Source organism: Geobacter sp. (assembly GCF_030834625.1).
Taxonomy (GTDB): domain Bacteria; phylum Desulfobacterota; class Desulfuromonadia; order Geobacterales; family Geobacteraceae; genus Geobacter.
The window spans coordinates 18,542-30,790 of the sequence record NZ_JAUQXO010000071.1 but is presented as its reverse complement, the minus strand read 5'-3'; the positions used below and the strand labels follow the sequence as shown (position 1 = coordinate 30,790).

Annotated in this window: 11 protein-coding genes, 1 tRNA gene and 2 pseudogenes; 9 read left to right on the top strand and 5 right to left on the bottom strand. The window is 60.6% G+C overall.

The features are described from left to right. Positions 1-25: 25 nt before the first annotated feature. The 4 genes and pseudogenes from RCH91_RS16900 to RCH91_RS16885 all read left to right on the top strand — a co-directional run bounded on the left by RCH91_RS16900 (position 26) and on the right by RCH91_RS16885 (position 1,817). Positions 26-259, top strand: a complete 234-nt coding sequence (locus RCH91_RS16900; protein ID WP_373694410.1) for a hypothetical protein — start codon at positions 26-28, stop codon at positions 257-259. 392 nt (positions 260-651) lie between these two features. Then, positions 652-744, top strand: a pseudogene (locus RCH91_RS21505) (radical SAM protein); the annotation flags it as partial. A gap of 85 nt (positions 745-829) precedes the next feature. Then, positions 830-1,555, top strand: a pseudogene (locus RCH91_RS16890) (histidine kinase dimerization/phospho-acceptor domain-containing protein); the annotation flags it as partial. Next, positions 1,521-1,817, top strand: coding sequence for an ATP-binding protein (locus RCH91_RS16885; protein ID WP_306536178.1), 297 nt, complete (start codon positions 1,521-1,523; stop codon positions 1,815-1,817). The pseudogene RCH91_RS16890 and the gene RCH91_RS16885, both read left to right, overlap by 35 nt. 245 nt (positions 1,818-2,062) lie before the next feature. Here the strand turns inward: RCH91_RS16885 and RCH91_RS16880 are convergent. From RCH91_RS16880 to RCH91_RS16860, 5 genes are all read right to left on the bottom strand, one after another. After that, positions 2,063-2,138: transfer RNA gene (locus RCH91_RS16880), tRNA-Asn, on the bottom strand. A gap of 202 nt (positions 2,139-2,340) precedes the next feature. Then, complete coding sequence (locus RCH91_RS16875; protein WP_306536174.1) at positions 2,341-3,984, bottom strand: glycosyltransferase family 39 protein; 1,644 nt, start codon at positions 3,982-3,984, stop codon at positions 2,341-2,343. Positions 3,985-4,199: 215 nt separating this feature from the next. Then, positions 4,200-4,886, bottom strand: a complete 687-nt coding sequence (locus RCH91_RS16870) for a PTS sugar transporter subunit IIA (RefSeq protein WP_306536173.1) — start codon at positions 4,884-4,886, stop codon at positions 4,200-4,202. Between the two features lie 4 nt (positions 4,887-4,890). Next, positions 4,891-5,256: a type II toxin-antitoxin system PemK/MazF family toxin gene (locus RCH91_RS16865; RefSeq protein ID WP_306536172.1), complete on the bottom strand. Its 366-nt coding sequence runs from the start codon at positions 5,254-5,256 to the stop codon at positions 4,891-4,893. Continuing rightward, positions 5,249-5,485, bottom strand: a complete 237-nt coding sequence (locus RCH91_RS16860) for an antitoxin (protein ID WP_306536171.1) — start codon at positions 5,483-5,485, stop codon at positions 5,249-5,251. Before RCH91_RS16860 ends, RCH91_RS16865 begins: the two co-directional genes overlap by 8 nt. 182 nt (positions 5,486-5,667) lie before the next feature. Between RCH91_RS16860 and RCH91_RS16855 the strand changes: the two genes are divergently transcribed. Genes RCH91_RS16855 through RCH91_RS16835 form a run of 5 tightly spaced genes read left to right on the top strand, consistent with a single transcriptional unit; the run spans position 5,668 to position 12,208 of the window. Continuing rightward, complete coding sequence (locus RCH91_RS16855) at positions 5,668-7,653, top strand: proton-conducting transporter membrane subunit (RefSeq protein ID WP_306536170.1); 1,986 nt, start codon at positions 5,668-5,670, stop codon at positions 7,651-7,653. Positions 7,654-7,694: 41 nt separating this feature from the next. Next, positions 7,695-8,603 (top strand): respiratory chain complex I subunit 1 family protein, encoded by a 909-nt coding sequence (locus RCH91_RS16850; protein ID WP_306536169.1) that lies wholly within the window; start codon positions 7,695-7,697, stop codon positions 8,601-8,603. 5 nt (positions 8,604-8,608) lie between these two features. After that, on the top strand, positions 8,609-9,250 hold the full coding sequence (locus tag RCH91_RS16845; RefSeq protein ID WP_306536168.1) for a hydrogenase: 642 nt from the start codon (positions 8,609-8,611) through the stop codon (positions 9,248-9,250). Positions 9,251-9,254: 4 nt separating this feature from the next. Then, positions 9,255-10,691 (top strand): proton-conducting transporter membrane subunit, encoded by a 1,437-nt coding sequence (locus RCH91_RS16840; RefSeq protein ID WP_306536167.1) that lies wholly within the window; start codon positions 9,255-9,257, stop codon positions 10,689-10,691. Then, positions 10,688-12,208 (top strand): NADH-quinone oxidoreductase subunit C, encoded by a 1,521-nt coding sequence (locus RCH91_RS16835; RefSeq protein WP_306536165.1) that lies wholly within the window; start codon positions 10,688-10,690, stop codon positions 12,206-12,208. Before RCH91_RS16840 ends, RCH91_RS16835 begins: the two co-directional genes overlap by 4 nt. The last annotated feature ends 41 nt before the right edge of the window (positions 12,209-12,249 follow it).

Genomic DNA, 12,249 nt, shown 5'->3' with positions numbered 1-12,249 from the left:
GAAGAGAATAAGAAAGGAGACGGTCATGAGAGCGAGAACGGCAGCCAGCACACTGGCAATGGTAATGGGGAGCGTAACGTCGGCTCTGGCGGCATCGGGGGCACGGGAAGACAACAGCGGCGTGTTCGTATGGATTTTCCTTGGCTTCTGCGCCCTGATCATCGTGGCCCAGATGGTACCGGCAGTTCTCACCATGCTCGGCATCGTCAAAGGGGTGAAGGAGAGCTTTGGAGAGAAGGCTGAAGTAAAGAGCCGCTGAAACGTAAGTTAACCACCGCAGCCCAACAATCGGGCGCCCGGTACCGGATAATCAATGGAGCCGCAGAACCAGTGAGGCCGTCCCCCATGAGCGGGAGACGGCCTTTTTGTTTGAAAACCATGGACCCAGGAGCCATGGGTATAATCCTGAGCGCGTCGAACAGCTTTCGCCCGTAACGTCAGTGACGGAGTTTCGGCATATGCTGGTGCCCGGTCACCGGGGCTGTTCCAAGTGCTGTTGAACCAAGGCAGGAACTGGCATCAGCCTCACATTTAAGAGGGAACCTCGCGATTTTTCGATAAGGAGCTATAATTATCGGCAGTAATTCCTCTGCAGTCACCGGAAAAACCATTCGTCAGACGGCAACGTAACGCCAGGAAAGGAGCCTTTCCATGTCCGTCTTCGGGCCGGTTCCATCACGGCGCCTGGGGCGAAGCCTCGGGGTCGACACCATTCCGGCGAAAGCCTGCTCCTACTCCTGCGTGAAGGCGGCAGGGCTCTGCTCGGTGAAAAAGGCCATCATGGACCCGCCGGAATTCGCCATCACCGCCCGGATGCCGTAACACGGAAATGCACAGCAAAGCAGTGAAAATCGGTTCCTTCGTCGGGGGAGTGGTCCTTTCCCTGCTCCTGGTGGTCTTTGCCGTCGGCAACTACCGGGGCGCCATTCCCATCGCCGAGGGGGAGCTGCGCGGGCTGGCGCTTTCCCTCTCCGCCGCCATCGAGTCCCTGGCCGGCCGGGACCCGTCCTTTTCCGCACTGTCAACATTTCACGCAAGGGACATCGCCTACTTCTCCCTCATCGACTCTAACGGTGTGCAACGATTTCATTCCAACCCGGCACTGATCGGCACAAGGGTAGAGGACCGCCGCTACGCCGGCATCTTCAGCAATGCCGGGATTGGCGAGGCAAAGGTGCGACTGGGGACCGGCGAGGAGGTCTACGAATTCAATTCTCCCCTCCATCTCCCCGGCCAGACCCTGGCGCTCCGCCTTGCTCTCCACTCCTATCGGGCCGATGCGGTTGTCCGTCGTGCCCGGATCGGTATGGTGGTGCTCTTCTCCCTTCTCGTTGCTGCATGGGGCATGGGAGGACTCCTTTACCGGTATGCCCGCCGCGAGGAGAGGCACCGGCAGGAAATGGCGCGGCGGGAGAGGTTGGCGCATCTGGGGGAGATGGAGGCCGTCATTGCCCATGAGGTGAGAAATCCCCTCTCGGGCATCAAGGGGTACGCCCAACTGCTCCAGGAACAGCTGGGGGATGAGGAGGCTCGCAGTTTCGCAGGCCTTATCGTTGACGAATCGATCCGGTTGGAGTCGCTGGTGGATGATCTCCTCGTCTATTCCTGGCAGGAACCGCGCGAGCAGGCAGTGCTCGACGTTGCCGGGGTCCTCGCCCGCTGCCGTTCAGTGGTGGCATCCGATGCGGAACGTTCGGGCAGCCATCTGCAAAAAGATCGTCGAGGAGGCAGGCGGCACCATTGCCGTGACGAGCGAGCCAGAAAGGGGCACCACCTTCACGGTGGAGCTGCCGCTGGCGGAGGAACCCAGAGGATGACTGCACGGATTCTCATCGTAGAGGACGACACCACCTTTCGGGGGTTCTTGAAAACGATCCTGGTGTCAGTATGCGGACTGGCGGCAGCATGACCATGGCAAGCTGTGCATTGGGGGGCAGTATTGCAGTAATGAGGGCGATTTCAGATACGAGATTGACCCGCCCTAATAAATCATAGAAAGTGGCCTTGAAACACACAAAAAGAAAAGGCACCTACAAGAAGCCTTGTAAGTGCCTGTTTTTAATGGCTCCCCGTCGCGGACTCGAACCACGGACAAGGTGGTTAACAGCCACCTGCTCTACCGACTGAGCTAACGGGGAATGAATTGTTTCCGCAAGTTGTTAACCTTGCGGGGCTTTTTGCTGATTATTGGCTGCAAATGCTGCGAAAAAACGCTGTATTTTCAACCAAAATTTCTTTATAGCGCAAAGCGAAGGTTTTTTTATCATACTGGATTTGGGATGTCAATAATAACATTCTTCCCTTGCTTTTAGGAGATCGGCGCCTGAGGTCGAGCACCTATCACCGGGCACGAGTATGTTCGGGTTGGCGGGGCGGTAAGGCCGCGGGGTCCTTGCGGCAAAGGTAGGCGGTTTGTTTCCGCTGAACGAAGACAGGTATGACGGAGCACGCGTGATTCCGTTTGAAGGTCTCCATTCGGGCCGGGTCGGTAACCACGAAGATCTCGCGCCGTTCCGTCAGGAAACGTTCCACGTCGGCATCGGTGGGAAGGTATATATCCCGCAGTGAACCGTCTCTCTGGAACCGAAGGTCACGGTCGCTCACGAGTCCCATGGCTGTGAGCCTGTTCCGGTAGAAGGAGAGGGAGGGGAGGAACGTGTCGTACATGAGCACATCGCACTTTTTCTCCGGATCGACCCGGTTTATGGCGGCAACCATTTCCCGGTAACCCTTCAGGTCGGGGCCCAAGTGCGTCATGCCGGCGTAAACGGTTGCAGAGACACAGAGGGCATAGAGGGCCGTGTTCCTCACGAAATGGGAGGAGAGATAGCTCCTCCAGAGATAGACGCTGAGGAGCAGAAGGGCCACGCCATAGAGTGCAAGCTGGACTTTGAGAGGAGCCGCCGGTTTGTAGACGAAGCCGGTTACCCCCACTGCCACGGCGGTCAGGGTGAGAATGACCAGGGTGGCGGCACGCAGTCGTGCCGTTTCGAACCGTGCCAGTGCGTATGCCGTGATGATTGAGGCGGTACCGTAGAAGGGAAGGATGTAGGCCGAGAGTTTGCTTTTGGCCAGGGTGAAGACCACCAGCGGCGCCACGATATAGACAAAGAGGGTCCGGATCCGGCCGTCGAGCCGTTTCCATCCCGCGACCCCCCGGGCGAAAAAGAGGGTATAGGGAAGAAAGGTCGTGGCGAAGATGAAGAAGAAGTACCAGAACGGTTTGCCTCGGCCGAAGCGGTCGGTGGCCAGCCGGTCCACGGTCTGGACCCAGAGGAAATAGCCGGGGAGCTCCGGGTTCCTGATGCTGACTGCTACGTACCAGGGGAGCGCCACTGCCATGAAGACCCCGGTGCCGATCGCCACCTCGCGCCATGTGAAGACCTGCCGGTGCACGCGGTTGAAGGTCTTTGCCACCAGAAAGGGAATGAGGGTGAAGAGAAAGATGATCGGTCCCTTGACCATGAAGCCGAGCCCGAGGAACAGCCCGTAGAGCGGAGCGTTCCAGGGGCTCCGTTCCCCGTACATCTGGCGGAAAAGGAAGCATTGGGCCAGGGCCGTGAAGGAGGCCAGGTAGATGTCGGTGGAGACCACCCGCGACGAAGTGAGGAAGAGGAGCGACGTGGCGCAGATGAGGAGGGCGTTGACGGCATCATCTTCCTCGTCCAGAAAGAGGCGCGCCGTTCGGTGGAGGGCCGCCAGCGCCACCGCGGCCGCCACGATGCCGAAGAAGCGGACCCCGAAGCCGTTGATGCCGAAGAGTTCCATCCCGGCGGCCATCCCCCACATGGCCAGGGGAGGCTTGTGGAAATGTGTGATGCCGTTCAGGTGCGGTTCGAGCCAGTTGCCGGTCACCACCATTTCCCGGGCGATCTCCCCGTAGCGGGCCTCGGTCGATTCCCTCAGATGGAGGGCGGTGCCGGGAAAGAGAAGGACGAGGAAATAGAGGAGAAGGAAGGGGAGTGCCCTATGCCTCAAGGTCATCGGGCAGATCCTTCTTCTTGTCATTACCACTATGGACCGGAATTACGAGGGAACGTTTCATCATTGTCTTGTGGGTGGGAGCGGAATAAGACGAGCCTGAAGGATGTCGTTACTGGTTTAATATCATATGTCAGTGTGTTTGCGGTTGAAAAAATACCCTGGGAGTTGCGTGCCCGACGATCGGAATCTCGTCGCTCCAACCTGCCGCGGCACGGTCATGGGGAGCCTTTCCCGAGATCTTTTTCGATCTCCCTGACGGCGGTTACAATCGCCTCCGGATTGCATTCCCGCCCCAGAATCTGGCGCAGGCGCGGGTCGCGCAGGCAGAAGGCGAGCTTCGACAGGAGATGCAGGTGCATTCTGATGGTGGGGGTAATGATGGTGAAAAGGATCTGCACCGGCTTGCCGTCCAATGCGCCGAAATCGACCGGTTCCGCGAGGTAGCTGAGTGATACCTTCGGTACAGGCAGTTGCACGAGAATCGGGTTGCGCACGTGGGGGATGGCGATGCCGTCACCCACGGCGGTGGTGCCCAGGGCCTCACGGGCAAGGAGTACCTGAAGGATGAAGTCGGGATCCAGCTCCGGGGGCAAGTCCAGCTGGGAGACGACCGTGTGCAGCACCGTTTCCTTGTCGGTTCCGGTGACACCGCAGTGGATGCCGCCGGCTTCCAGGGCTTGGCTCAGGGTCGGAAGCGGCCGATTGTCCGCATCATGCATTTTATACAGGGCGGGATTGACCTTCATGCCCCGCTCCGTGGCCCATTCCAGAAGATCCACGGGATTTATCCGGTACTCTCCCCGGATCATCTCGGCCGGCAGATTGTCTTTCCTGATCCAGCGCACGACGGTTTTTTCATCGACGTTCAGTGCCTGTGCGGCGTCGGATGGTTCGAGAAGCATTGCATTATCCCTTCATGGACCCCGGGGTCTCCTCGAGGCCAAGCTGTAAACGAAGTGCCTTTTCTACCTGCCCCATGAGCGTCCTGGTGATGAAGCCGAGACGGTCTCCCACCACAATGGCCTTGTCGATGGTAATGAGGATGTGGGAGCTGATTTTTGCATCCTTTTCCAGCCCCGTGCCCGAGGCCGGCAGCAGCGTCTCGAAATCGTAGATCTTCTCCAGGCGGGTGAAGCTCAAGGGGATGATGGTGACCACCGGCGAAAACTCGTTGCTGATGTTGTTGCTCACCACCAGGCAGGGGCAGACCGCCGGTTCCTGGGCGTTGGCGTGAGGCAGATTGACCGCGTAAATGCCGCCACGCTTAAACATCGCGCTCCTCCGTTACCGCCCCCTCAAACTTTTTAAGCACCTCTTTTGTCTCCTCGGCCGTGGACTGATACCCTTCAATCAGCCCCTTGTAGGCCTTCTTTTTCACTTCCGCAAGCTTTTCCCGGGCCGCTTCCTCCAGAAACTGGCTCAACCCCCGCTGCCCATAGAGGGCCTTGATGTCGTCAACGATGGGGGTTGGTAGCGTGATGTTCAGTCGCGTGTTGGGCATAACGACTCTCTCCTCGATAGGCGCTGCTCATAATGTTGTCGGCCAACTATTTGATTGACGCAAGACTATTTGTAACATATATTTTTGCTATGTGTTATTTTTTTTTACAACACATAACTCGTTAGTGCCGCCTCTGGCGCCGTGTGCGGCCCCAACACGCGAGGGGGAGTGGTGAGGAATTCGTGACCATCGTTCTTGAACCGACCGGGTATCTTCTTGCTGCAGCAACGCTTTTGGCGCTATCCGGTGTGCCGGGGCTCCTTCTGCGGCGCCCCGTTTTCGGGCAACGGATTGCCGCCTTCTGCGTCGTTGCCGCATCACTGCTGGGCGAAGCCGCTGTTGCTGCCCTCCTGGGTGGAACCCCGGGAGCCACCTACCAGATCGACTGGCCGCTGCCGTTCGGCCCCGCGCTTTTTTCCGTGGACCATCTCTCGGCGATCTTCCTGTTTCCCCTCTTTATCGTGACCGGTTGCGCCTCGGTGTACGCAGTGGCGTACTGGCCGGCCAGGGAACAGCCAACCGCTGGTAAGCTGACGATGTTTCAGGGATTGTTTGCCGCGGCCATGGTGGCGGTTGTCCTGTCGCGCCACGGGGTCCTGTTCCTGATGGCCTGGGAAGTCATGGCCCTCTCGGCTTATTTTCTCCTGACGACGGAGCACCGGAGCGCTGAAGTGCAGCGTGTCGGTGGCGTGTATCTCATCGCCACCCATACCGGCACCATGGCGTTGTTTGCGATGTTTTCGCTGCTGCGCGGAACGCTCGGCACCTTTGCCTTCCCGGGATCCCATTCCCTTTCCCAGGCGGTGCCGTTCGCAACGATCATCATCGCAGCCGCCCTGATCGGATTCGGCGGCAAGGCCGGCCTCATGCCCTTGCATTTCTGGCTTCCCGGCGCCCATGCCAATGCCCCCAGCCATGTGTCGGCTATGATGTCTGGCTTGATGCTGAAGATGGGGGTTTACGGCATCCTGAGGACACTGTCGTTTTTTGATGTCCTCCCCGCATGGCTTGGCTGGCTTATGATCGTGCTGGGAGCGTGGTCGGCGGTGAATGGCATCGCCCTGGCCATGGGCCAGCGTGACCTCAAGCGGCTGTTGGCATACAGCAGCATTGAGAATATCGGGATCATCTTCATCGGCATCGGCCTGGCCCTGGTTGGCATCCAGACCCACTCTCCCACCCTGGTGGTGTGCGGGTTCTCCGGCGCATTCATCCATATCGTCAACCACGGCCTGTTCAAATCCCTCCTCTTCATGGGGAGCGGGGCGCTGATTCACGGTACCGGCACCCGCGAGATCGACCGCATGGGGGGGCTTGCTCGGCGCATGCCCATAACGTCGCTGCTCTTTCTGGTGGGCTCCCTCGCCATCTGCGGACTGCCGCCCCTCAACGGGTTTGTCGGCGAACTCTTTCTCTATGTCGGGGCCATCACGGATGGCATTGCCAGCCCACTGCCGCTGGCGGCCCTCGTGGCGCCGGTGCTGGCACTGGTCGGGGGGCTCGCAGTCATCACCTTCGTCAAACTCTACGGGACCATCTTTCTCGGTGCTCCCCGTTCAGCTGCCGCATCCCACAGCCATGAAGCGAAGGGGCTGATGACCGCTCCGATGGTCCTTCTGGCCGTGGGATGCCTCGTTGCCGGCATGGTTCCGCCGCTGCTGGCGCGACTGGTGGCTCCGGTGGTGGTGTTTTATGGGGGTCTGGACCGGGAGGCGGTGGCCCGCGTAATCGGTCAGGTACCGCTCGTGCCGCTCACCGGCGCCGCTATCCTGCTCGTCATCCTCGGGGCTGCTCTCGGAGCATTCTACCTGCTGCGGCTGCGCAGGCTGCCCTGCACCCGAGGGACCACCTGGGGATGCGGCTACCTGGAACCGACAGCACGGATGCAGTACACCGGCACCTCCTTCAGCGAGATGGCGGTGAATCTGCTGGGGGTGCTTGCGGCGCCACGGCGGGTGAGACCCGCCATTGCCGACGAGAGCTTCCCCCCTACGGTACGGTTTCACTACGCGGTCACCGAAACGGTGCTCGACCGGGTGCTGACGCCACTGTTTCGATGGACCGGCCTGGCCTTTTCCTATATACGAATACTGCAGCACGGACGGCTTCATATTTACGTCCTCTACATCTTCGCCACGCTCTGCGTTCTGATGGCCTGGACCCATTGACGGGGTGCGGCTCGCGCTCTTTGTAAACGAGGTTGGCACCCATGATTGACATCATCATTCACTGTACGGTGGCGCTTCTCCTTCCTCCTCTTCTGCTCGGAGTCATCGGCAAGACCAAGGCTGCCTTCGCCGGCCGGGTCGGCGCCCCCTATCTTCAACCCTATTACGACCTGATCAAGCTCTTTCAGAAGGGGTCCGTTTTCAGCGAAACGACCACCTGGGTCTTCCGTGCCGGACCCGTGGTGACGCTGGCCGCAACCCTCTTCGCTGCGCTGCTGGTGCCGCTGGGGCGCCATGGGGCACCGGTTTCGTTCAGCGGCGACATGATCCTGTTTGCCTACCTCTTCGGGCTGTCGCGGTTTTTCACCACCATCGCGGCCCTTGATACCGGCTCCAGCTTCGAGGGGATGGGGGCGGCCCGTGAAGTGACATTTTCCTGCCTCGCGGAGCCAACGCTCTTTTTTGCCCTGATCACCCTGGCGCGCATGAGCAAGTCCCTTACCCTGTCAACCATTCTCACCTCTGTCACCCCCGCCATCTGGCTCGCCGCTGGCGCCAGCATGCTGCTGCTGGTGGGGGCGCTTTTCATCATCCTTCTGGCGGAAAACTGCCGGATTCCCTTTGACGATCCCAACACCCACCTGGAACTGACCATGATTCATGAAGTCATGGTCCTCGACCACAGCGGCCCCGCCTTCGGTATGATCCTGTACGGGGCGGCATTGAAGCTGTTCGTTCTCGGTGCGGTTTTCGTCAACGTTGCCCTGCCCGTTGCCACGGGGAATACCTTCGCGGACTGGGCGATTTTCATCATTGCCATGCTCGGGCTGGCGGTAACCATCGGCGTGGTGGAGTCGGTCATGGCCCGGCTTCGCCTGGTGCGCGTTCCCCAACTCCTGGTCGGGGCAACCATTCTCTCTGCTTTCGCCATGATTCTGGTGTTGAGGTAACCCCCATGAATACCTTTGCCGATCAACTGCTGGTGCTGGTGATGCTGATCAACCTGGTGATGCTCGGGACAAGCCGGCTGATTTTCTCCATCCGCGCCGTCGCCGCCCAAGGGGTCATCCTCGGTATCCTCCCGGGACTCATCCACCCCTTCTCAGGTCACCTGGCCGGCATCACCGCAGGCATCATCCTGGCCAAGGGAGTCATCATCCCCTACCTGATCAACGACGCCGTGCGCAAGGCCCACATCAGGCGCGAGGTGGAACCGTATCTCGGCTATGTGACGACGCTGCTCCTCGGCGCCGTCGTCACGGCCCTGGCCTTCGTCTTCGCCGAAAAACTGCCCCTGGCGCCCGAACACAAGGACCTGCTTTTTGTCCCTGCCTCAATTGCCACCCTCCTGACCGGGTTTTTGATCCTGACGACCCGCCGCAAGGCCATATCCCAGATCATCGGCTATCTGGTGATGGAAAACGGGATTTTCGTCTTCGGGCTTCTTCTGACCGAGGCAATGCCGGTCATGGTGGAGGCCGGGGCACTCCTCGACCTTCTCGTGGGGATATTTGTCATGGGTATTGTCATCAACCATATCAGCCGGGAGTTTTCGTCCGTCGACACATCCCGTCTGCGCACCCTCAAAGAGGAGTAGCCGAATGCTGATTGCCCTTGTTCTGGCGCCACTGCTGGGCGCGATCATCGCCTGGATCATACCGGACAACCGCCTGCGTCCCCTTGTCCTGCCGGTGACAGCAACGGTCCATCTCATGCTGACCGCTTCCCTTCTGGGGAATGCCCCGCCGCCCTCTCCCGGCGGCTGGTTCTGGCTCGACCCCCTCGGGAAGGTGGTGCTTCTCTGCATCAGCCTCCTCTTTGCCGTCTGCGCGTTCTATGCGGTCGGCTATCTGGCCTTTCGCCAGGAACGTTCCAACCGGGTCCTCTGCATGGGGCTCCTGGTCTGCCTGTCGGCCATGGGAACGGTCACCATCACCCAGCATCTGGGGCTTCTCTGGGTTGCCCTTGAAACCACCACCGTTTCCATGGCGCCGCTCATCTATTTCAATCATAACGCCCGCTCCATCGAGGCAACCTGGAAGTATCTGATGATCTGCTCCGTGGGGATCGCCCTGGCCCTGCTGGGGCTCCTGTTCCTTGCCTACTCTACCTATGTTGCCCAGCGCGATGCGACCCTTCTTCTGGGTCCGCTCATGGAATCGGCCCGCGACCTGAATCCGGGATGGTTGCATGCTGCCGCCATCTTCCTCCTCGTCGGCTACGGATCCAAGATGGGACTGGCTCCCCTCCATTCCTGGAAGCCCGATGCCTACGGCGAAGCGCCCGGTCTGGTGGGGGCGCTGCTGGCCGGGGGGTTGGTCAACTGCGCGTTTCTGTCGATCATGCGTGTCTATCAGATCTGTCTGGCTTCCGGGGGGGAACTCTACTTTTTCCAGAATGCCCTGGTTGCCATGGGATTGATTTCCATGGCCTTTGCCGCCGTGTTCATGGCCCGCCAGGCGGACTTCAAGCGGATGCTGGCCTATTCCAGCGTCGAACACGTGGGGATCCTCGCCATTGGCCTCGGCCTCGGCAAGGGGGCACTGTTCGGCGCCCTCTTTCATCTCCTCAATAACGGCCTCACCAAAGGGGTGCTGTTCCTTTCCTCCGGCAACATCCACCGCTCGTACAACAGCAAGACGACCGACGTGGTCAAGGGGGTGCTGACTCGCCTTCCCTGGTCGGGAGGGCTCTTTATGGCAGGCTTCATCGCCATCACCGGCTCCCCGCCATTCTCGCCGTTCATCAGCGAGTTCACCATCGTCAGCAGCGCTTTCATCGAGGGACGCCATCTCGTAGGGGGGCTGTTTCTGCTCTTTCTGGCCATCATCTTCATCGGCATGGCCCTCACGGTGCTCCCCATGGTCATGGGTGAGCCTCCGGCGGACATTGAACCGACGAACTACCGGGACCGACTGCTGACGGTGGGACCGCCGCTGTTCATGTTGGGAGTCATCCTGCTTCTGGGGGTCTGGCCGCCGGAGTTTCTGGTGGCGCTGCTGAAGGATGGTGCAGCCATGCTGGGGGTGCGGTCATGAATGGCTCCTTCCGTATCCTGTTCAACGGCTCGGCGGTTCCCTTTGCAGACATTCCCCAGGTCGACCCTGTCCCGTTTCTCCAGAACATCCTCGACGCCATCGACCGGGGGAGGCGCGTTGTCTCCTACTTCGGCATACCCGGCGCTGCCGAAACCACCCTGGTCTGCGTCCTTGCCGACAAAACCGAAGGGCGGCTCGGGGTGACCCGCACGGTTACCCGGGAAGACCGTCTCCCCACCCTTGCCCTTCTCTGCCCCCAGCTGCAGCTCTTCGAGCGGGAGATTGCGGAACAGTGTGGCCTGACCTTCGACGATCACCCTTGGTTCAAGCCGGTCAGGTTTCACCGCCCGTTCGTGCCGGGCCGCGATGCCTGGAACCGTCCGGCGGATGTTCCGCTGAAGGTGGGGGTCATGGACTATTACCAGGTGGCCGGCGATGAAGTGCACGAAGTTGCCGTCGGCCCCGTCCATGCCGGGATCATCGAGCCGGGACATTTCCGTTTCCAGTGCCACGGCGAAGAGGTCTTCCACCTGGAGATATCCCTCGGTTATCAGCACCGGGGAGTCGAGGCGGGCCTGCCGGGGGGGCCGCACCCCCGCACGTTCCAGCAGATGGAGACGGTGGCCGGCGACACCACCATCGGCCATGGGCAGGCCTACTGCATGGTTCTGGAGGCTTTGGGCGGGATCAAGGTTCCGCCGCGGGCCGAAGTGCTCCGCGGCATTGCCCTTGAACTGGAGCGGCTGGCAAACCACACCGGCGACCTGGGTGCGATCGCCGGCGACGTGGGCTATCTGCCCACCGCCTCCTTCTGCGGCCGCATCCGGGGAGATTTCCTCAACATGACGGCGGTCCTCTGCGGCAGCCGTTTCGGACGGGGACTCCTTACCCCCGGCGGCACCATATTCGATCTTACGGCGGATCACCGCGACGACCTGCTCAAACGTCTGGCGGCGGCGCGTCGGGATCTGACCGACGCCGTGGAACTCCTCTGGAGCACGCCATCGGTCATGGGACGTCTCGAGGGGACCGGCGCAGTGTCGCGGGAATTCGCCGTCAAACTCGGCCTGGTTGGGCCGGCTGCCCGGGCCTGTGGCGTCAAGCGGGACGTCCGCCTTGACTATCCCTTCGGCATCTTCCGCATGACCCATCTGCCGGTGGCCACCGCGTTCCATGGCGATGTCTGCGCCCGCACGATGATTCGCTGGCAGGAGGCACAGAAATCCATGGATTTCATCGAAGAGCAGCTCCAGCATCTCCCCGCCGGCGACCATCGTGCCAAGGCAGCTCCCTGTGCCGGCCGGCACCTTGCGGTGGCCCTGACCGAGGGATGGCGCGGCGAGATATGCCACGTGGCGATCACCGATGACGAGGGGCGGTTTGCCCGCTACAAAATCGTGGATCCTTCGTTTCACAACTGGCAGGGGCTTGCCATGGCGCTCAGGGGAGAGCAGATTTCCGATTTTCCCCTCTGCAACAAGAGCTTCAACCTTTCCTATTGCGGCTTCGACCTGTAGGGATGAGAAACGGTATCTACACCCCGGATTCCGGGGAGGAG